Below are 18,536 nucleotides of genomic sequence, written 5' to 3'. Positions count from 1 at the left end.
CAAAGCGGTATTGAGGCACAAGCGAACAGGATGGAGGGGACCCGATGACGCTGTCCTTGGGTGTGGATACGGGCGGAACCTATACCGACGCGGTGCTGATCCGCGACGAACGCGACGTGATCGCGACCGCCAAGGCGCTGACCACGCGGTCGGACCTGGCGATCGGGGTCGGCAACGCCATTCGCGCGGTGCTGGATCAGGCGGGCGTGGCGCCCGGCGATATCGGGCTTGCCTCGCTGTCGACGACACTGGCCACCAACGCGCTGGTCGAGGGGCAGGGCGGGCGCGTGGCGCTGGTCTATGTCGGGTTCGGCGAGAGTGATCTGGACAAGCACGGGCTGCGGGAGGCGCTCAAGGGTGACCCGGCGCTGGTGATCGCGGGCGGACATAGTCATACCGGGGCCGAGGCGGCGCCGCTCGATTTGGGCGCATTGCAGTCGTTTCTTGTCTCTAACAAGGGAATTTCGGGTTTTGCGGTGGCGGGCCTTTTTGCCACCCGCAACCCCGAACACGAACTGATGGTGGCCCGCGCGATCACCGAGGCGACCGGGGCGCCGGTGACCTGTTCGCACCAATTGTCCGCCAAGTTGAACGGGCCGAAACGGGCGGTCACGGCGGTGCTCAACGCCCGCCTGATCGGCATGATCGACCGTCTGATCGGCCGGGCGCAGGATACGCTGGTCGAGATCGGTATCGACGCGCCGATGATGGTGGTGCGCGGCGATGGCGCGCTGATGAGCGCCGAGCAGGCGCGCGAGCGGCCGATCGAGACCATCCTCAGCGGTCCGGCGGCCTCGATCGTGGGCGCGCGCTGGCTGACCGGGGTCGAGAATGCGCTGGTCTCGGACATTGGCGGCACCACTACCGATGTGGCCCTGATCCGCGATGGAAGGCCCAAGATCGACCCGGCCGGCGCCCAGGTCGGCGGGTTCCGCACCATGGTCGAGGCGGTGGCGATGCGAACCTATGGGCTGGGTGGGGACAGCCAGGTGCATGTGATCACCGAGGGTTTGCAAGGCGGGGTCCATCTTGGTCCGCGCCGGGTTCTGCCCTTGTCGCTGATCGCAGCAGAGGCGGGCGAGGTTGTGCATGCGGCGCTGGACGCGCAGCTGCGCTCGGCCAGTACCGGGGAATATGACGCCCGGTTTGCCCGGCGGGTTCTGGGGGTGCCGGCAGAGGGCATCGGCCCGCGCGAGACGGTGCTGCTCGACCGGTTGGGCACTCGGGTTTTGCCCCTGTCCGATCTGCTCAGGACGCGGATGGAGCAGGGCGCGCTGACCCGGCTAGTGGACCGGGGCATCGTGCAGGTCTCTGGCCTGACCCCGTCGGATGCCAGCCATGTGTTGGGGCGTCTTCACGCGTGGGATGCGGAAGCGGCCCAAAAGGGGATGGAGCTTTTTGCGCGTAAGCGAACCGGCAATGGCGAGCGTCTGGCAAAGGATGCCGAAACACTGGCAACGATGATCATCGACCAGTTGACGGAGCAGACCGCACAGACCTTGTTAGAGACTGCATTTGCCGAAGAGGGCGCTGATTTCGGCCTGCCGCCAGAGCAGCTTGCCCGCCATGTTCTGACCCGCATGGGGCTGTCGGGGCATCGCGGCCTCTTGGCGCTGGATGCTTCGTTGAATCTGCCTGTCGTGGGGTTGGGGGCGTCGGCGGCCAGCTACTATCCGGCGGTGGGCGCGCGGCTGCGCTGCGACACGATCCTGCCGGAACATGGCGGTGTGGCCAACGCCATCGGGGCGGTGGTGGGCCGGGTGACCCTGCGCCGGGCGGGCAGCGTGACAGCCCCCGCCGAGGGGCGTTACCGCGTGCATCTGGTCGACGGGCCGCAGGATTTCGGCGATCCCGAGCAGGCCATGACCTTGTTAGAGACTGTTTTGCGGGGCGAGGCGGAGCAGGCCGCGCGTGCGGCGGGGGCCGAGGATATCCGTATTCTGGTGAACCGCGACATCCGCCAGGTACCGGTCGAAGGGCGCGAGGTGTTTATCGAGGCCGAGGTGACTGTCGAGGCCAGCGGCCGCCCCCGTATCGCGGCAGAGTGATCCGGGCGCGCAACAGGCGCACCCGGATAAGATCAGGCTCTATTCCGCGGCATCCGCGCGTTTCGGCAACACCCAGTCGGCGCGGGGGAAGTGGCAGGTATAGCCGTTGGGATGCTTTTCCAGATAGTCCTGGTGGTTCTCTTCGGCCACCCAGAAGTCACCCACCGGCTCGACCTCGGTCACCACCTTGCCGGGCCACAGGCCCGAGGCATCGACATCGGCGATGGTGTCGAGTGCGACCGCCTTTTGCGCCTCGTTCACATAGTAGATGGCCGAGCGATAGCTGGTGCCCAGATCGTTGCCTTGCCGGTTCACCGTGGTCGGGTCGTGGATCTGGAAAAAGAACTCCAGCAATTGCCGGTACGAGATGCGCGCCGGATCGAACCAGATCTCGATCCCCTCGGCGTGGGTGCCGTGATTGCGATAGGTGGCGTTGGGCACGTCACCGCCGGTATAGCCGACGCGGGTGCGGTCCACCCCGGGCATCTTGCGGATCAGATCCTGCATGCCCCAGAAACATCCTCCTGCCAGAACGGCGCGTTCAAGGCTCATGCGATATCCTCCACCTGATCGAGATAGTCAGCGTACCCCTCTGCCGCCATGTCATCACGATGGACAAACCGGAGGGAGGCCGAGTTTATGCAATAGCGCAGTCCGCCGCGATCGCGCGGACCGTCGGGAAAGACATGGCCCAGATGGCTGTCCCCATGTTTCGAGCGGACCTCGGTGCGGATCATGCCATGGGTGCGATCCTCGAATTCCAGCACATGGGCGGTTTCGATCGGCTTGGTGAAGCTGGGCCAGCCGCAGCCCGATTCGTATTTGTCCGACGACGCAAAAAGCGGTTCGCCCGATACGATGTCGACATAGATGCCCGGTTCCTTGTTGTGCAGCAGCTTGCCAGTACCGGGACGTTCCGTGCCGCTTTGCTGGGTGACATGGTATTCTTCGGGGCTTAGCGCGGCGATGGCCTCGGGAGATTTCGTGTAACGGGTCATGGAGCCTCCGTTCAGGGGTATTCATGCGCAGTATTTGAGATCGGATTGCCGAAAGCAAAGGGTTGTTTCGCAGCCCTCGCGAAGACGTGCATTGATCCGTATCACCTTGCCGTACGTAACCTGAGGGAAAGGAGAGCCAAGATGTACCGCATCGTTTTTCTGATCTTTCTACTGCTTGTCGGCCGCTCGGTGCAGGCAGGACCTGTATCCGGCGTGTTTCCTTCGATCGACGGCGGTTCGTTGTCGATGGAGGATTGGCGCGGACGACCGGTGCTGGTCGTCAACACCGCGTCGCAATGCGGGTTCACTGGCCAATATGCCGGTTTGCAAAACCTTTGGGAAACCTATCAGGATGCCGGGCTGGTTGTTCTCGCCATCCCGTCGGATGACTTTAATCAGGAATTAGCAACCGCGGCCGAGGTCAAGGAGTTCTGCGCTCTAAACTATGATCTGACGCTGCCGATGACCGATATCCTGCATGTGAAGGGGACACAGGCGCATCCGTTCTACAAAGCGGTCAAGGCCGAAACCGGGTTCGAACCGGCCTGGAACTTCAACAAGGTCCTGGTGGCGCCGGACGGATCTGTTGCGGCGACCTTCGGGTCGGCTGTCAAACCCGACTCCGCGCGGATGCAGCGTGAGATCGAGGCATTGCTGAACTAGGGTTTGCGCGCGCTTGCCTGACGCGACAGCTGGACTGCAAGGATACCAGCGGTAGTGATCGCCACGCCGATAGCGTCGAGCGCGCCCAACCGCTCGCCCAATAGGGCGGCGGCGATGGCCACGCCAAACATCGGGTTGAGAAAGTGGAAGGTGGCCGCCCGGATCGCACCGATCCTGTTGAGCAGCAGGACCCAGACAAAGGTGGCGGTTAGGCCGGGCACCAGCGTGGTATAGGCAAAGGCCAGGGCCAGCGGCAGCGTCGGCGTGACATGCACGGTCTCAAAGATCGGGGTGGCGAGAAACAGGACAGCGGAGCCAACCAGCATCTGCAAGCCCACCACCATCATGAAATTTCCGCCCGAGGTCGCCCCGCGCAGGGCGAGCGTGGCGGTGGCCAGCGCCAGCGCGCCCAGACCGCAGAGCAGCACTCCGAACAGATCGACACCCGCGCCGATGCGCGCGCCCATGATCAGGGCAACACCGACAAAGCCCGCCATCAGTCCGACGATTCCCAGCGCCGGAAGCCGCTCGCCGAACAGCAGCCAGCTGGCCAGCGCCACGAGGAGAGGCATGGTAGAAGCGATGATCGCGGCGACCGAGGCCTCGACCGTCTGCATCGCATAGAAGTTGAGGCCTAGGTAGAGCGCGTTCTGGCAGATGCCAAAGACGATGGTCGCCTTCCATTGGTTGCGGGTCAGGTTCCAGCTTTGCCCCATGGCGCGAGCGATGATGACGCCGAGAAGGCCCGAGATCAGGAAGCGGCAGGCGAGAGAGAATAGCGGCGAGGCATCCGCCACGATGATCCGGGCCGAGGTGAAGGCCGAGGACCACATGAAGGCAAAGGCCAGCCCCATGACGATGGCGCGGATATCCACGGTGTGTTCTCTCCCGTCGGTCAACGCGGCGACAGTTTCGGAAATCGCGGGCCGGTGCAAGGGGGCTCTGCCCCGTCGCCGCAGGCGGCGACTCCCCCGGGATATTTCGGGCAAAAGGAAAGAGGGTTGTGAGGTCAGTTGCAAGCAAGGGACAAAAATGCAAGGGCCGCCCTGAAAGGCGGCCCAGGAAAACGCTATCCCGTTGGGATCAGCCGTTCACGCTGTCTTTCAGTGCCTTGGCGATGGTCATCTTGACCACCTTGTCGGCTGCCTTGGTGAAGGTCTCGCCGGTGGCGGGGTTGCGCACCTGGCGCTCGGGACGCTCGCGGCAGTAGATCTTACCGACACCCGGCAGGGTCACGGCACCACCGCCCGACACTTCGCGGGTAATCAGCGCGCAGACCGCATCCAAAGCGGCACTGGCAGTTTTCTTGTCACTGCCCATCTCCTCGGCCAGTGCGGCAACGAGCTGAGTCTTGGTCATAGGCTTTGCCATTTCTTGGTCTCCTTTTTCGTGCCCGATCCATAGGGCCTCATTGCGGCAATCTAACTTTATCTTGTGAATGAACACAACGAATAGTAGCGCAAAAAAACCCAGAAATAGGGGTTTTTCGGCGTTTTTTCGCAGTCAGAGGAAGGCTGTTTCGTCAAATGACCGCAATTTGCGGCTGTGCAGCCGTTCCAGAGGCATGCCGCGCAAGGTTTCCATGGCTCGGATTCCGATGCGTAGATGACGGCTGACCTGGGTTGTATAGAAGGATGACGCCATGCCGGGAAGCTTCAATTCGCCATGCAAGGGTTTGTCGCTGACACAAAGAAGCGTGCCATAGGGCACCCGGAACCGATAGCCATTGGCAGCGATGGTGGCGCTTTCCATATCGAGCGCCACGGCGCGCGACTGGCTGAGGCGCTGCACCGGGCCGGACTGGTCGCGCAGTTCCCAGTTGCGGTTGTCGATGGTGGCGACGGTGCCGGTGCGCATGATCCTTTTCAGGTCATAACCGCTGAGTTCGGTCACTTCGGCCACGGCCTGTTCCAGCGCGATCTGGATCTCGGCCAGCGCCGGGATCGGAACCCAGACCGGCAGATCGTCATCCAGCACGTGATCCTCGCGCAGATAGGCATGGGCCAGCACGAAATCACCAAGCGCCTGGGTGTTCCTGAGGCCGGCGCAATGGCCCACCATCAGCCAGGCATGCGGACGCAGAACCGCGATATGGTCGGTCGCGGTCTTGGCGTTTGAAGGGCCCACGCCGATATTGACCAGGGTGATGCCCGAGCCGTCGGCGCGTTTCAGGTGATACGACGGCATCTGCGGCAGCTTGGCGGGCGTATCCAGCGTGGCGTCGGCCGTGGTGATCTCGACATTGCCGGTGCTGACAAAGCTGGTGTAGCCGCTGTCGGGATCGGCCAGCTGGGCGCGGGCATAGGCCTCGAACTCGGAGACATAGAACTGGTAGTTGGTGAACAGGACGTGGTTCTGGAAATGCGCCGGGTCGGTGGCGGTGTAATGCGCCAGCCGGGCCAGCGAGTAATCCACCCGCTGCGCGGTGAACAGAGACAGCGGGCCCGAGCCGTCCTCGGACACATGGGTGCCATTGACGATATCGTCATTTGTGGTGGCCAGATCCGGCACGTCGAACACGTCGCGCAGGGTAAATCCGGCGGCGCCTTCGTGTGGGACAACCAGATCGGGGGCGTTGGCCACCGCGAAATGCAGCGGGATCGGCGTGGTCGACGCGCCGATCTGCACCGGCTGGCCATGGTTGCGGATCAACAGGCCGATCTGCTGGGTCAGGTAGGACCGGAACAGGTCTGGTCGGGTGATGGTGGTCGCATGGGTGCCGGGATGCGAAACATGGCCAAAGCTGAGCCGGCTGTCCACCTGCGCATAAGACGAGGTTGAAAAGCGGATCTCGGGGTAATAGGCGCGAAATCGGGTGCCCGGGTCCAAACCCTGCATTGCGCCGGTGAACCTGTCACAGAGGAAACCGGTCGACTGGCTGTAGAGCGCTTCGAGCCGCGCGACAGCCTGGGCCGCGTCGGTGAAAAAGGCTGGTTCGGGGGTTTCGGGAGTGATCAGCTGCGTCATGCAAGCGGCTCCAGAAGGTCGATCCGCTGAAAGCTGCGCACATCGATAAGGCCAAGATCGGAAATACGCAGTTCGGGGATCACCACCAGCGCCAGCAGCGAATGCTGCATATAGGCGTTGTTGAGAGTGCAGCCGCAGGCGGCCATCGTCTCGACCATCTTCTGCGCCTTGGCGGCGACCTCGGCGGCGGGGCTGTCGGACATCAGGCCCGCGATGGGCAGTTCCACCAGCGCCAGTTCCTGGCCCTCGCGCCAGATGGTGATGCCGCCGCCGACCTCGGCCAGCCGGTTCGCGGCCAGCGCCATCTGCTCGCGATCGGTGCCGACCACTATCATGTGGTGGCTGTCATGCGCCACGGTCGAGGCCATGGCCATGCGGCCCTGATAGCCGAAACCGGAGACAAAGGCATTGGTGACACCACCGGTGGCGCGGTGGCGTTCGACCAGCGCGATCTGGCAAACATCTCCTTCGCCTTCGACCAGCCCGCCGATGATCGGCAGCTCCGCCTTGAGCGCCTTGGTGGGCGCCTGGTTTTCCACCACGCCGATCACATTGGCGCGCACCCGGTTGGCGCCGGTTGGCGCCTTGATCTCGAAATCCGTCGCGCTGAGCGTATGGCCCAGATGCACGGTGTTGCGGGCGGTGTCGGGCCAGTTGTAATGTGGGCAATCGACGGTGATCTTGCCGTTCTCGGCCACCACCTGCCCGCGTGCGATCACCAGTTCGATGGGGAGTTCCCGCAGGTCCGAGGTGAGGATCACATCGGCCCGGCGACCGGGTGCGGTTGAACCCAATTCGCGCTCCAGCCCGAAATGGGTGGCGGTGTTGATCGTTGCCATTTGCAGCGCCACCAGCGGGTCGCAGCCACAGGCGATCGCATGGCGCACGACCCGGTTCATATGCCCGTCGTTTACCAGCGTGCCCGAATGGCAATCGTCGGTACACAGGATGAAGTTGCGCGGGTCGAGCCCCTTTTCCGTCACCGCGGTGATCTGGGTTTCCACGTCATACCAGGCGCTGCCCAGCCGCATCATGCTGCGCATGCCCTGACGTACGCGGGCGATGGCATCGGCCTCGCAGGTGCCCTCGTGATCGTCGGCCGGGCCACCCGCCACATAGGCGGCAAAGGCGGGGCCAAGGTCGGGCGAGGCATAGTGCCCGCCCACCGTCTTGCCCGCGCGCTGGGTGGCGGCGATCTCGGCCAGCATCTTGGGGTCGGCATTGGTGACACCGGGAAAGTTCATCATCTCGCCCAGACCGATGATGCCGGGCCATGTCATCGCCTCGGTCACATCCTCGGGCGTGATCTCATACCCGGTGGTTTCCAACCCCGGCGCCGAGGGCGCGCAGGAGGGCATCTGGGTAAAGATGTTGACAGGCTGCATCAGCGCCTCGTCATGCATCATCCGCACACCTGCGAGGCCAAGGACATTGGCGATCTCATGCGGGTCGGTGAACATGGTGGTGGTGCCATGCGGGATGACGGCGGCGGCAAATTCCGCCGGGGTCAGCATGCCGCTTTCGATATGCATATGCCCGTCACAAAGACCGGGGATCATATAGCGGCCATTCGCCTCGATGATCTGGGTGTCGGGTCCGGTGCAATGGCTGGCATCGGGGCCGACAAAGGCGATGCGCCCTTCGGCAATGGCGATGGAGTGGCCGGGCAGTGCCTCGCGCGTGTGCACGTTGATCCAGATACCATCTCGGATGATCATGTCTGCCGGTTCGCGGCCTGCGGCGACGGCGACCAGACGGGGGGCCACATCGGCCCAATCGGGGAAAGTCTTGTGTTCCATGGCGCAGCTTTTCCGAAACCGCGACCGGGTGCAAGCCCCGCCGAAAGGGTTTCATCAAAGCTTCGTCATTGCCCGCTTGACAGCGGCAGGCGGTCGGCGTGACCCTGCCGGAATGGATTATGATACGATAGATGCAGATGGGTTCGGGCGGTCGCTCAGGGGGATCGGGCTGAACCTGTTGGTGCGGGATGTTCCCGCAGAATGTGCTTTTCTAGAGGCTGTTTTCGCGATGAGGTCGCATCAGGTGACAGCGGATTTCGCCATTGTCACCTATGGTGCGCAGGTGTTCCAGCTGCACAGCGACGGCACCTATCATGCGAACCCGCTGTTGGGGCTTTTGCCAGAGAACCCGCCGCGCGGCGGGGGCCTCGAAATCAGGCTCTATGACAGCGATCCCGATGCGTCGGTGGTGCGGGCAGCGGATTTCGGCGCGACCATCCTGCAAGCGCCGACCGACAAGCCTCATGGCCTGCGCGAGGCCTATATCCTTTGTGACAATGGCTATGCATGGGTGCCGAGCCGGCCCAAGGACAGCGCGTGACCGCAGCGCGCCCTCGGGCGCGCTGCCCGGCCCAACGGGAGGAGGGGCCGCGCCAGCGGCATCGACGACGGGCGGGAGCGCCCCTTTCCCGGATCACCCAGCCTCGCGGGCGATTTCGGCGCGGATCCAGTTGGCAAAGGCCACCGCACCGGGGGTCTCCTCGGCCTGGGGTGACAAGAGCAGGTAATAGGCCTCGGGCATCAGCACGCTGTGATCGAAAGGGGCGATCAGGCGACCCTCGGCCAACAGGCGCGACACGATCACCTTGTGCCCCATGCACAACCCGCCCCCGGCCATCGCCACGGAAAGCCCGACCATATAGGTGGTGGCATAGGTGATCGGTGGATTGGGCCAGGGCAGGCCCACGTCCTCGGCCCAGCTTGCCCAGTTCGACAGCAGGTTCGAGCAGTCGTAGAGCGGCTGTTCATGCAGGTTGTCCAGAGTGACCGGATAGCCCGGAGCACAGACCGGGAAATAGCGATCGGTTGTCAGCAATTCGGTCCGCACCGTATCCGCCGGTCGCAAGGAATAGCGGATCTCGACCGCCGCGCCCTCGGCCATCTCGCGCGGCTCCCAAAGCTCGGTGAAGATGTTCAGATGCACATCCGGGTGCAGCGCGCGGAACCGGGGCAGGCGCGGGCCCAGCCAGTTGACCGCGAAGGTGATGTTGCATTGCACCTGCACCGTGTTCTGGTGATCGCCGGTCACCGCGCGCGTGCCCCGGATCAGGGTGCGGAACGCCTCGCGCACCACCGGCAGATAGGTGATCCCGGCCTCGGTCAGTTCCAGCGCCCGGGGCCGCCGGTGAAACAGCGGCTGCCCAAGGTGCGATTCCAGCGCCTTGATCTGCTGGCTGACCGCGCTTTGCGTCATGTTCAGATCACGCGCGGCGCCGGTAAAGGACAGGTGGCGGGCGGCGGCCTCGAAGGTACGCAACCAGCCCAGCGGGGGGAGGGGGTTCTGCATCCCATAACCTTGCCATAAGTGTTTCTAATGCGAAATGGGCGAATTTTTCGTTGGTCAAACCTGATGTCTAAAGGCAGGTTTTGGACAGTCACACCGCCAGCCCGAGATCAGGAGAACCCCATGTCCGTCACCAGCCTGCGCCCCAATATCGACCATTGGCAGGAGCGCGTCGATCTGGCGGCCTCGTTCCGCTGGATCGAGCGGCTGAACATGCATGAAGGGGTTGCCAACCATTTCAGCCTGGCGGTGAACCCCGAGGGGACACAGTTCCTGATGAACCCCAACCAGATGCATTTCGCGCGCATCCGCGCCTCGGACCTGCTGCTCTTGGATGCCAATGACCCCAAGACGATGGAGATGCCCGGCGCCCCTGATCCCACCGCCTGGGGCCTGCATGGCTCGATCCACCGCCGCTGTCCGCATGCGCGCTGCGTGATGCATGTGCATTCGATCTTTGCCACCGTGCTGGCCAGCCTTGCCGACAGTTCCCTGCCGCCGATCGACCAGAACACCGCCACCTTCTACAACCGCTATGTCATCGACGATGAATTCGGCGGGCTGGCGTTCGAAAGCGAGGGCGAGCGCTGTGCCTCGATGCTGAGCGACCCGAAGAAGCGGGTGATGATCATGGGCAACCATGGCGTGCTGGTGATCGGCAGCGACGTGGGCGATACGCTCAACCGGCTCTACTATTTCGAGCGCGCCGCCGAGACCTATATCCGCGCCTTGCAGACCGGCCGCCCGCTCAGGGTGCTGAGCGACGAGATTGCCGAAAAGACGGCGCGGGAGCTTGACGACTATCCCGGCCAGGCCGAGGCGCATCTGCGCGAGGTCAAGGCGGTGCTGGACGATGAAGGCTCGACCTACGCCAGCTGACACTTTGAAAACCGCAACCTGCCTGCACCGACCCCGGGGGCGCCGGAGGATGGCGCTTGCCCAGAGACGAGGAAAGACGATGACCGATTTCAGTCAGGACGCCGAAGCGGCTCGCTGGAATTATCGCCCCGAAAATCCCGTGGGGCTGAATCCGCTGTTCAGCTGGCCGCCCCGTCCGGCGGCGGTTCTGCGCTGGTATCGCGGGGCGTGGCTGCAACTGACCTCGCTGACACTCTGTTTGGCGCTGGCCGTTGCGGCCTATGCCTGGTTCCTGCCGCCGCTTGAAGCGATGCAGAGCTTTGCGCCCGGCTGGATGTTCCGGGTGTGGCTCTTGAACATGGTGCCGCAGATCCTGGTGGCGGGCGGTCTGCACTGGTGGCTCTACATGCGCAAGGGCCAGGGCATGTACAAGAAGTTCGACCGCCGCGACCTGACCCGCGATAACGGTACCTTTACCTTTCGCAACCAGGTCTGGGACAATATCTGGTGGACGCTGGGCAGCGCGATGACCGTCTGCACGGTCTATCAGTGGCTGATCTACTGGGTCATGGCCAATGGCTGGGTGCCCACCGTCTCCTGGGCACAGGCGCCGGTTTGGTTTGTGGTCTGGATGTTCTTCATCCCGATGTGGTCGGGGCTGCATTTCTACTGGGTGCACCGGCTGGAGCATCACCCGAAGCTCTACAAGCATGTGCACGCGGTGCATCACCGCAACGTCAATATCGGCCCGTGGTCGGGCATTTCGAACCACTGGTACGAGAATATCCTCTACTTCACGACCTATTTCATTCATCTGCTGGTGCCCTCGCACCCGCTGCACCTGCTGTTTCATATCTATTTCCAGCAGGTCAGCCCGATCCTGTCGCATTCGGGGTTCGAGAAGATCAAGGCGGGCGAGACCGAGGCCGCCAAGACCGGGGATTTCTTTCACCAGCTGCATCACCGCTATTTCGAATGCAATTACGGCACCTCCGAGATCCCGTTCGACAAGTGGTTCGGCACATTTCACGACGGCAGCGCCGAGGCGACCACACGCACCCGCGCCTATAAAAAGCAGATGTATACCTGACCCGGTCGCCAGGTTTGGCAGGGCCGCCCGCTTGGGCGGCCTTTCACGTTCTTGAGGGCGCGCGCACCGGGTCTTTACCTTCCCCCCGCGCCTCTGCTACAGGCGCGGCGTCCGGATCATCCGGGCGCCGGTCGCAGCCTACCCGGCTTATGAAAACAAGGGACCCGAACGTGAAGACACTTGTCATCTGCTCCGGCGGATTGGATTCGGTATCGCTGGCTTACAAGGTGGCCGCCGAACACGATCTGATCGGCCTTATCTCTTTCGACTACGGTCAGCGCCACCGCAAGGAACTGGACTTTGCCGCGCGCTGTGCCGCGCGGCTGGGCGTGCCGCATGACCTGATCGACATGCGCCAGATCGGCGCGCATCTGTCGGGCAGTGCCCTGACCGACGATGTGGACGTACCTGACGGGCATTATGCCGAGGACACCATGAAGATCACCGTGGTGCCCAACCGCAATGCCATCATGCTGGCCATCGCATTCGGCATCGCCGCGGCCAAACAGGCCGATGCGGTGGCGACCGCCGTGCATGGCGGCGATCACTTCATCTATCCCGATTGCCGCCCCGGTTTTACCCAGGCCTTCGAGGCGATGCAGGCCCAGGCACTGGACGGCTATGCCAGCGTGCGGCTCTACACGCCCTTCGTACACGAACCGAAATCGGCCATTGTGAGCGAGGGCGCGCGCCACAACACGCCCTTTGCCGATACCTGGTCCTGCTACAAGGGGGGCGAGGTGCATTGCGGCCGCTGCGGCACCTGTGTCGAGCGGCGCGAGGCCTTCCATCTGGCCGGCGTCGAGGACCCGACCGTCTATGCCGACCCCGAGTTCTGGCGCGCGGCGGTGGAGGGGCGCTGATGTACCGGATCACCAAGGAGTTCCATTTCTCGGCCTCGCACCAGCTGTGCCACCTGCCCGACGACCACCCCTGTGCCCGGCTGCACGGGCATAACTATATCGTCGAGGTCGAACTGGCCGCTGCCGATCTGGATGCCAACGGGTTTGTCCGCGATTACCGCGAGTTGAAGCCGCTCAAGACCTGGATCGACGACGCGCTGGACCATCGACACCTGAACGAGGTGTTCGGCCATGACATGGTCACGTCCGAACGGCTGGCGAAAGAGGTCTATGACTTCTGCAAGGCGCGCTGGGCAGAGACCAGCGCCGTGCGGGTCAGCGAGACGCCCAAGACCTGGGCCGAGTACCGGCCATGACCACGCTGCGCATCGCCGAGATCTTTGGCCCCACGATACAGGGTGAGGGCGCGGTGATCGGCGCACCGACCGTATTCGTGCGGGCGGGGGGCTGTGACTATCGCTGTTCGTGGTGCGATAGCCTGCATGCGGTGGACAGCGCCTATCGTGATACATGGGCGCCTATGACCACGGAACAGGTCTGGGTCGAGGTTGAACGCCTGTCCGGTGGGGTGCCCCTGACGGTCTCGCTCTCGGGCGGCAACCCGGCAATTCAGGATTTCGGACCGCTGATCGAGATGGGCAAGGCGCAGGGCTATCGCTTTGCGCTGGAAACCCAAGGATCGGTCGCGCGCGGCTGGTTTCGCGAACTGTCGCCCCTGATCCTCAGCCCCAAGCCGCCTTCGTCCGGTGAAACGGTCGATTGGGACCGGTTCGCCGACTGTATCGCGCGGGCGCGCGATGCCGTGACGGTGATCAAGATCGTGGTGTTCGACGAGACTGATTACCTTTGGGCGCGCGAGGTGGCGGCGCGCTATCCGACCCTGCCGGTCTATCTGCAACCGGGCAACCACACGCCACCGCCGCCCGATGCCGAGGATGCCGCCATCGACATGGACGGTATCATGACACGCTATGAATGGCTGATCGGTCGGGCCCTGGCCGACCGATGGTTCACCCCCACAATCCTGCCGCAGCTGCATGTGCTGGTCTGGGGCAACAAACGCGGCGTCTGAGACGCCGAGAGGAGCAAGACAATGGCCAATCAGGACATCTATGCGAACCTGACCCAACTGGGTGGCAAGACGGAACTGCCGAACTCGCCCGAAGAGGCGGTGCTGGAAAAGGTGCCCAACCCGCAGGCGGGCACCGAATACGCGGTGCGCTTCACTGCGCCCGAGTTTACCTCGCTCTGCCCGCTGACGGCGCAGCCCGATTTCGCCCATATCGTGATCGACTATGTGCCGGGCGACTGGCTGGTGGAAAGCAAGTCGCTGAAGCTTTATCTGGGCTCGTTCCGCAATCACGGTGCGTTCCACGAGGATTGCAGCGTCTCCATCGGCAAGCGGCTGGTCGAGCTGCTAGCGCCCAAATGGCTGCGGGTCGGGGCCTATTGGTATCCGCGCGGCGGCATTCCGATCGACGTGTTCTATCAGACCGGGCCGGAATTGCCGGGTGTCTGGATCCCCGATCAGGGCGTGCCGACCTATCGCGGACGGGGCTAGGTTCAGGTCCCTAGGACTTCTCGAACAGCGCGATGAACGCCATGTCGTCCTTGTGCGGGCCTGCGGCCAGATCGCCATAGATCCGGACCTGGGGCAGTTTGAGGTTCTCGATCTGCCCCCGCTCCATCTCGCGCAGCGCGGTGGCAAAGCCTTTCTCGTCGAAATGCGCGGCGTTGATCGACAGCGCGAATTGCGCGCCGGGCCGGGCGACGCGCAAAAGCGCGGGAAAAACCTCGGGGCCGAGATGGCCATGGGTGAAGGTACCCGAGGACACGATACCGGAGTAACTCTCGCGCGGGGCGGGGATACCCTGGTTCAGGTCGGTCTCGATGGCGTCGCGATAGATGTCCTTGCGCATGGCGCGGTCCAGCATCTCGGCGCTGATATCGGCGGCGTCGATCGGGCCGACGCCAAGCCCCGCCAGAATGGCACCGCAGAGGCCGGTTCCCGCGCCCACATCCAGCACGGGGCCCTGGCCACCGGCACCCACAAAGGCGCGGGCAGTGAGCGCGGGCAGTTGATAGTCTTCGCGCGCGGCAAAGCCGTCGTCATAATCGCCCGCCCATTCGGCATAGAGCTGCCGGTTGTCCTCGGGCGATTGCAGGCGATAGGCCGCGTCCAGATCGGGTGTTTTGATGCTCATCCCCAATTGAAGGCCCAAGAGCGGATTCGAATCAAGTGCGTCGATCAAGCGCTTGCACATCGCGCATGGGCGCCGCATCTAGGATCCCATGACTGGAACACTGCTTTCTTTTGGACATGGCTATACCGCCCGGGTGCTGTCGCGGGCGCTGGCGCCGCAAGGCTGGCGCATCATCGGGACCAGCCGCAACCCCGACCAGCTGGAGGCGATCCGCGCCTCGGGCGCCGAGCCGCTGCTGTGGCCGGGCGAAGAGCCTTTGCTTGACGGTGTCACGCATCTGCTGATCTCGACCGCGCCCGATGCCGCGGGCGATCCGGTGCTGGCGGCGCTGGGGGAGCAGATCGCGGCGCGCGCGGCGCAGTTCCGCTGGGTCGGTTACCTGTCGACCACCGCCGTCTATGGCGACCATGGAGGCGCCTGGGTTGACGAGACGACGCCGCTCAGCCCCTTGGCCGCACGTGGGCGCTGGCGGGTGATGGCGGAACAGCAATGGCAGGCGATTCCGGGTCTGCCGATTCACATCTTTCGGTTGGCCGGTATTTACGGCCCGGGGCGCGGGCCGTTCTCGAAACTGGGCAAGGGCGGCATTCGCCGGATCATCAAGCCGGGACAGGTCTTCTCGCGCATCCATGTCGAGGATATCGCCCAGGTCCTGGCCGCCTCGATGGCGCGGCCCAACCCCGGATCGGTCTATAATGTCTGCGATGACGAACCGGTGCCGCCACAGGACGTAATCGCCTATGCGGCCGAGTTGCAGGGCCTGCCCCTACCGCCCGCGGTGGATTTCGACAAGGCCGACCTGACCCCGATGGCGCGCAGCTTCTACAGCGAGAACAAGCGGGTACGCAACGACCGGATCAAGGACGAACTGGGCGTGCAGCTGAAATACCCCAACTACCGGGTGGGGCTGGAGGCCTTGCAGGCCGAAAGCGGGGATTGACCGGGAAAGGGCTTGTTAGGGCCGCGTCCGTTGTCACGACCGCTCTGGCCCGTCAGCCTCTTCAGGTCCATGCAGCACGATATTGAACCCTTCCTCTGCCGTGGGTTCTGCGAAATACTTGGAAAACAGCTGAAACTGGGCTTCGGTCGCGGCAAAGGGGTGATCCCCCTTTGCATTGCGGGCATGCAGCCGTTCCAGACAGATTTCATCCGGGGTCGCCATGACGTGCAATTGGTGCGACGCATTCGATGCGGCAAGGATGCTGCGCATCCAGGCGCGGTTCTCGGTCGTGTTTGCCGGGAAATCGAGGACAACCGAAACCCCGGCTTTCAACAGCGAAACGACATGTGGTCCCATGATCGCCCGCAGCTTGGCCGCGCAGCGCATGTAGTCCTTTGGCGACGACATCTCTTCGGAAAACAAGGCGCTCAGCCAATCGTCTTCGGCAATCAGCACCGTTCCTTCGACGCGCCCCAAACGGGCAGCAAGGGTCGATTTCCCGGATCCGATCTTGCCGCAGAGCATATGCAGGGTTGGTGCAGAAGGTGGCATTCGGGTATCCATTCTTTCTAGCCGACGGATTGATCCTTCGGGCCTGACGGCGGGCAGCCAACGTCGCAGCGGAACTCAGAGAGAGACCACATTTGATAACCAGGTGGTCAAGCCCGCTTCTCCCCGATCTTCGCCACGCCCAGCACTTCGAGCACCTTGGCCTCGATCTGGGGGGCGTTCATGCCTGCGATGGCGTACATGTCCTCGGGGCTGGACTGGTCGATGAACGTATCGGGCAGGACCATCGAGCGGAACTTGAGCCCGTGGTCGAAGACGCCCTCGTCCGAGAGCAGTTGCGCCACGTGGCTGCCGAAGCCGCCGACGGCGCCTTCCTCGATGGTGATCAGCGCTTCGTGATCGGCGGCCAGTTGCAGGATCAGGTCGCGGTCCAGCGGTTTGGCAAATCGGGCGTCGGCGATGGTGGGGGCGATCCCCTTGGCCGCCAGCGCCTCGGCGGCCTTTTGCACCTCGGCCAGCCGGGTGCCGAAGGAGAGAAGGGCGACGCGGGCGCCTTGCTGGATCATCCGGCCCTTGCCGATTTCCAGCACCTTGCCCTGTTCGGGCATCTCGACGCCCACGCCTTCGCCGCGCGGATAGCGGAAGGCGATCGGACCGTCGTCATGGGCGGCGGCGGTGGCGACCATATGCACCAGTTCGGCCTCGTCGGCGGCGGCCATGACCACCATGCCGGGCAGGTTGGCCAGAAAGGCGATGTCGAAACTGCCCGCGTGGGTGGCGCCATCGGCGCCGACCAGACCAGCACGGTCGATGGCGAAGCGGACCGGCAGGCGCTGGATCGCGACGTCATGCACGACCTGATCGTAACCGCGTTGCAGGAAGGTCGAGTACATCGCGCAGAAGGGTTTCAGCCCGCCCGCCGCGAGGGCGGCGGAGAAGGTCACGCCATGCTGTTCGGCGATGCCCACGTCGAAACAGCGCGAGGGGTAGCGTTCGGCAAAGAGGTTCAGCCCGGTGCCGTCGGGCATGGCGGCGGTGACGGCGACGATCTTGTCGTCGCGGGCGGCCTGATCGACCAGCGCCTTGCCGAAGACCGAGGTATAGGAGGGCGCGTTCGAGGGCGCCTTTTTCTGCTTGCCCGTCACCACGTCGAATTTCGCGGTGGCATGGCCGCGGTCGCGGGCGCGTTCGGCGGGGGCATAGCCCTTGCCCTTTTTCGTCAGCACATGCAGCAGGATCGGGCCGGTGGCGCGGGCCTTGATGGTGCGCAGGACCGGCAGGAGCTGGTGCATGTCATGCCCGTCGATGGGGCCGATATAGGAAAACCCCAGCTCCTCGAACAAGGTGCCGCCGACAGCCATGCCCTTGAGCATTTCCTTGGCGCGCTTGGCGCCCTCGCGGAAGGGTTCGGGCAGCAGCGAGACCGCGCCCTTGGCGGCGGCTTTCAACTCCTGAAACGGGGCCTCGGCATAGAGGCGCGAGAGATAGTTCGACAGCGCGCCGACCGGCGGGGCGATCGACATTTCATTGTCGTTGAGGATGACGATGAGGCGCTTTTTCAGGTGGCCCGCGTTGTTCATCGCCTCGAACGCCATGCCGGCGGACATGGAACCGTCGCCGATCACGGCGATGGCGTCGCCCAACCCCTCGGGCGTCACGCCACCCAGGTCGCGCGCCACGGCAAAGCCGAGGGCTGCACTGATCGAGGTGGAGCTATGGGCGGCGCCGAACGGGTCGTAGGGCGACTCGGAGCGCTTGGTGAAGCCCGAAAGCCCGTCCTTCATGCGCAGGGTACGGATGCGGTCGCGGCGTTCGGTCAGGATCTTGTGCGGGTAACACTGGTGGCCGACATCCCAGATCACCTTGTCGCGCGGCGTGTCGAACACCGCGTGCAGCGCCACGGTCAGTTCCACCACGCCAAGGCCTGCGCCCAGGTGGCCGCCGGTGACCGAGACGGCCGAGACGGTCTCGGCCCGAAGCTCGCCCGCGAGCTGGGTGAGCTGCGCGTCGGAGAACCGTTTCAGGTCCGCCGGACGGGTCACCTGGTCAAGAAGCGGGGTAAGCGGGCGGTCAGACATGGCGTCCTTCGTGG

General features: G+C 64.0%; 20 protein-coding genes. 10 read left to right on the top strand and 10 right to left on the bottom strand.

Going from position 1 to position 18,536, the window contains the following annotated elements; all coding sequences use genetic code 11:
* Nucleotides 1-44: 44 nt before the first annotated feature.
* Nucleotides 45-2,048 (top strand): hydantoinase/oxoprolinase N-terminal domain-containing protein, encoded by a 2,004-nt coding sequence (locus AC2FNY_RS07315; protein ID WP_496802065.1) that lies wholly within the window; start codon nucleotides 45-47, stop codon nucleotides 2,046-2,048.
* 39 nt (nucleotides 2,049-2,087) lie between these two features.
* Here the strand turns inward: AC2FNY_RS07315 and msrA are convergent, their stop codons facing one another.
* Together msrA and msrB are read right to left on the bottom strand one after the other, a co-directional pair.
* A complete protein-coding gene (gene msrA, locus AC2FNY_RS07310; protein WP_234163566.1) occupies nucleotides 2,088-2,600 on the bottom strand; it encodes a peptide-methionine (S)-S-oxide reductase MsrA in 513 nt (170 codons plus the stop codon).
* Nucleotides 2,597-3,046, bottom strand: coding sequence for a peptide-methionine (R)-S-oxide reductase MsrB (gene msrB, locus AC2FNY_RS07305; protein ID WP_234139948.1), 450 nt, complete (start codon nucleotides 3,044-3,046; stop codon nucleotides 2,597-2,599). The genes msrA and msrB overlap by 4 nt, the downstream gene beginning before the upstream one ends.
* Nucleotides 3,047-3,187: 141 nt before the next feature.
* On the opposite strand from msrB, the gene AC2FNY_RS07300 reads away from it, so the two are divergent.
* Nucleotides 3,188-3,709: a glutathione peroxidase gene (locus tag AC2FNY_RS07300; RefSeq protein WP_275671673.1), complete on the top strand. Its 522-nt coding sequence runs from the start codon at nucleotides 3,188-3,190 to the stop codon at nucleotides 3,707-3,709.
* Here AC2FNY_RS07300 and AC2FNY_RS07295 read toward each other — a convergent pair.
* The 4 genes from AC2FNY_RS07295 to ade form a co-directional block, all read right to left on the bottom strand.
* A complete protein-coding gene (locus AC2FNY_RS07295) occupies nucleotides 3,706-4,584 on the bottom strand; it encodes a DMT family transporter (protein ID WP_496802064.1) in 879 nt (292 codons plus the stop codon). The two genes, AC2FNY_RS07300 and AC2FNY_RS07295, sit on opposite strands and share 4 nt — an antisense overlap.
* A gap of 208 nt (nucleotides 4,585-4,792) precedes the next feature.
* Nucleotides 4,793-5,080: an HU family DNA-binding protein gene (locus tag AC2FNY_RS07290; RefSeq protein WP_234139946.1), complete on the bottom strand. Its 288-nt coding sequence runs from the start codon at nucleotides 5,078-5,080 to the stop codon at nucleotides 4,793-4,795.
* Between the two features lie 132 nt (nucleotides 5,081-5,212).
* Nucleotides 5,213-6,676 carry an AMP nucleosidase gene (locus AC2FNY_RS07285; protein ID WP_234139945.1) on the bottom strand — a complete coding sequence of 488 codons (1,464 nt, stop codon included), beginning with the start codon at nucleotides 6,674-6,676 and terminating at the stop codon, nucleotides 5,213-5,215.
* A complete protein-coding gene (ade, locus tag AC2FNY_RS07280; protein WP_496802063.1) occupies nucleotides 6,673-8,475 on the bottom strand; it encodes an adenine deaminase in 1,803 nt (600 codons plus the stop codon). Before ade ends, AC2FNY_RS07285 begins: the two co-directional genes overlap by 4 nt.
* Nucleotides 8,476-8,587: 112 nt before the next feature.
* On the opposite strand from ade, the gene AC2FNY_RS07275 reads away from it, so the two are divergent.
* Nucleotides 8,588-9,016 (top strand): VOC family protein, encoded by a 429-nt coding sequence (locus AC2FNY_RS07275; RefSeq protein ID WP_496802062.1) that lies wholly within the window; start codon nucleotides 8,588-8,590, stop codon nucleotides 9,014-9,016.
* Nucleotides 9,017-9,109: 93 nt separating this feature from the next.
* Here AC2FNY_RS07275 and AC2FNY_RS07270 read toward each other — a convergent pair whose 3' ends face one another.
* The gene (locus tag AC2FNY_RS07270) at nucleotides 9,110-9,982 is read right to left on the bottom strand and encodes a LysR family transcriptional regulator (protein WP_496802061.1); all 873 of its coding nucleotides are present in this window, start codon (nucleotides 9,980-9,982) and stop codon (nucleotides 9,110-9,112) included.
* Nucleotides 9,983-10,102: 120 nt separating this feature from the next.
* Here AC2FNY_RS07270 and AC2FNY_RS07265 point away from each other — a divergent pair, with 120 nt between their 5' ends.
* The 6 genes from AC2FNY_RS07265 to queF all read left to right on the top strand — a co-directional run bounded on the left by AC2FNY_RS07265 (nucleotide 10,103) and on the right by queF (nucleotide 14,351).
* The gene (locus AC2FNY_RS07265) at nucleotides 10,103-10,858 is read left to right on the top strand and encodes a class II aldolase and adducin N-terminal domain-containing protein (RefSeq protein WP_496802060.1); all 756 of its coding nucleotides are present in this window, start codon (nucleotides 10,103-10,105) and stop codon (nucleotides 10,856-10,858) included.
* Between the two features lie 79 nt (nucleotides 10,859-10,937).
* Nucleotides 10,938-11,927: a sterol desaturase family protein gene (locus AC2FNY_RS07260; RefSeq protein ID WP_496802059.1), complete on the top strand. Its 990-nt coding sequence runs from the start codon at nucleotides 10,938-10,940 to the stop codon at nucleotides 11,925-11,927.
* A gap of 170 nt (nucleotides 11,928-12,097) precedes the next feature.
* Nucleotides 12,098-12,790, top strand: coding sequence for a 7-cyano-7-deazaguanine synthase QueC (gene queC / locus AC2FNY_RS07255; RefSeq protein ID WP_496802058.1), 693 nt, complete (start codon nucleotides 12,098-12,100; stop codon nucleotides 12,788-12,790).
* On the top strand, nucleotides 12,790-13,146 hold the full coding sequence (gene queD / locus AC2FNY_RS07250) for a 6-carboxytetrahydropterin synthase QueD (protein ID WP_234144599.1): 357 nt from the start codon (nucleotides 12,790-12,792) through the stop codon (nucleotides 13,144-13,146). Before queC ends, queD begins: the two co-directional genes overlap by 1 nt.
* Entirely contained in the window at nucleotides 13,143-13,862 is a 720-nt protein-coding gene (queE, locus tag AC2FNY_RS07245) for a 7-carboxy-7-deazaguanine synthase QueE (protein WP_496802057.1), read from the top strand. Before queD ends, queE begins: the two co-directional genes overlap by 4 nt.
* 21 nt (nucleotides 13,863-13,883) lie before the next feature.
* Nucleotides 13,884-14,351, top strand: coding sequence for a preQ(1) synthase (gene queF, locus AC2FNY_RS07240; protein WP_496802056.1), 468 nt, complete (start codon nucleotides 13,884-13,886; stop codon nucleotides 14,349-14,351).
* Between the two features lie 10 nt (nucleotides 14,352-14,361).
* Here the strand turns inward: queF and AC2FNY_RS07235 are convergent, their stop codons facing one another.
* Complete coding sequence (locus tag AC2FNY_RS07235) at nucleotides 14,362-14,994, bottom strand: class I SAM-dependent DNA methyltransferase (protein WP_496802055.1); 633 nt, start codon at nucleotides 14,992-14,994, stop codon at nucleotides 14,362-14,364.
* A gap of 88 nt (nucleotides 14,995-15,082) precedes the next feature.
* On the opposite strand from AC2FNY_RS07235, the gene AC2FNY_RS07230 reads away from it, so the two are divergent.
* Nucleotides 15,083-15,934, top strand: coding sequence for an SDR family oxidoreductase (locus AC2FNY_RS07230; RefSeq protein WP_234139933.1), 852 nt, complete (start codon nucleotides 15,083-15,085; stop codon nucleotides 15,932-15,934).
* A gap of 33 nt (nucleotides 15,935-15,967) precedes the next feature.
* Here AC2FNY_RS07230 and AC2FNY_RS07225 read toward each other — a convergent pair whose 3' ends face one another.
* Nucleotides 15,968-16,486, bottom strand: coding sequence for a P-loop nucleotide/nucleoside kinase family protein (locus tag AC2FNY_RS07225; protein WP_496802054.1), 519 nt, complete (start codon nucleotides 16,484-16,486; stop codon nucleotides 15,968-15,970).
* A gap of 107 nt (nucleotides 16,487-16,593) precedes the next feature.
* Nucleotides 16,594-18,522 (bottom strand): 1-deoxy-D-xylulose-5-phosphate synthase, encoded by a 1,929-nt coding sequence (gene dxs / locus AC2FNY_RS07220; protein WP_496802053.1) that lies wholly within the window; start codon nucleotides 18,520-18,522, stop codon nucleotides 16,594-16,596.
* Nucleotides 18,523-18,536: the final 14 nt, after the last annotated feature.

Source organism: Ruegeria sp. BHSC223, from assembly GCF_059613025.1.
The sequence above is the reverse complement of the archived record's forward strand: the minus strand, read 5'-3'. Positions and strand labels throughout refer to the sequence as shown.

What these genes read in the sequence shown, in the direction of transcription:
- AC2FNY_RS07315 (WP_496802065.1), top strand. Translation starts at nt 45, where the DNA reads ATGACGCTGTCCTTGGGTGTGGATACGGGCGGAACCTATACCGACGCG.
- msrA (WP_234163566.1), bottom strand. Translation starts at nt 2,600, where the DNA reads ATGAGCCTTGAACGCGCCGTTCTGGCAGGAGGATGTTTCTGGGGCATG.
- msrB (WP_234139948.1), bottom strand. Translation starts at nt 3,046, where the DNA reads ATGACCCGTTACACGAAATCTCCCGAGGCCATCGCCGCGCTAAGCCCC.
- AC2FNY_RS07300 (WP_275671673.1), top strand. Translation starts at nt 3,188, where the DNA reads ATGTACCGCATCGTTTTTCTGATCTTTCTACTGCTTGTCGGCCGCTCG.
- AC2FNY_RS07290 (WP_234139946.1), bottom strand. Translation starts at nt 5,080, where the DNA reads ATGGCAAAGCCTATGACCAAGACTCAGCTCGTTGCCGCACTGGCCGAG.
- AC2FNY_RS07285 (WP_234139945.1), bottom strand. Translation starts at nt 6,676, where the DNA reads ATGACGCAGCTGATCACTCCCGAAACCCCCGAACCAGCCTTTTTCACC.
- ade (WP_496802063.1), bottom strand. Translation starts at nt 8,475, where the DNA reads ATGGAACACAAGACTTTCCCCGATTGGGCCGATGTGGCCCCCCGTCTG.
- AC2FNY_RS07275 (WP_496802062.1), top strand. Translation starts at nt 8,588, where the DNA reads ATGGATTATGATACGATAGATGCAGATGGGTTCGGGCGGTCGCTCAGG.
- AC2FNY_RS07270 (WP_496802061.1), bottom strand. Translation starts at nt 9,982, where the DNA reads ATGCAGAACCCCCTCCCCCCGCTGGGCTGGTTGCGTACCTTCGAGGCC.
- AC2FNY_RS07265 (WP_496802060.1), top strand. Translation starts at nt 10,103, where the DNA reads ATGTCCGTCACCAGCCTGCGCCCCAATATCGACCATTGGCAGGAGCGC.
- AC2FNY_RS07260 (WP_496802059.1), top strand. Translation starts at nt 10,938, where the DNA reads ATGACCGATTTCAGTCAGGACGCCGAAGCGGCTCGCTGGAATTATCGC.
- queD (WP_234144599.1), top strand. Translation starts at nt 12,790, where the DNA reads ATGTACCGGATCACCAAGGAGTTCCATTTCTCGGCCTCGCACCAGCTG.
- queE (WP_496802057.1), top strand. Translation starts at nt 13,143, where the DNA reads ATGACCACGCTGCGCATCGCCGAGATCTTTGGCCCCACGATACAGGGT.
- queF (WP_496802056.1), top strand. Translation starts at nt 13,884, where the DNA reads ATGGCCAATCAGGACATCTATGCGAACCTGACCCAACTGGGTGGCAAG.
- AC2FNY_RS07235 (WP_496802055.1), bottom strand. Translation starts at nt 14,994, where the DNA reads ATGAGCATCAAAACACCCGATCTGGACGCGGCCTATCGCCTGCAATCG.
- AC2FNY_RS07230 (WP_234139933.1), top strand. Translation starts at nt 15,083, where the DNA reads ATGACTGGAACACTGCTTTCTTTTGGACATGGCTATACCGCCCGGGTG.
- AC2FNY_RS07225 (WP_496802054.1), bottom strand. Translation starts at nt 16,486, where the DNA reads ATGCCACCTTCTGCACCAACCCTGCATATGCTCTGCGGCAAGATCGGA.
- dxs (WP_496802053.1), bottom strand. Translation starts at nt 18,522, where the DNA reads ATGTCTGACCGCCCGCTTACCCCGCTTCTTGACCAGGTGACCCGTCCG.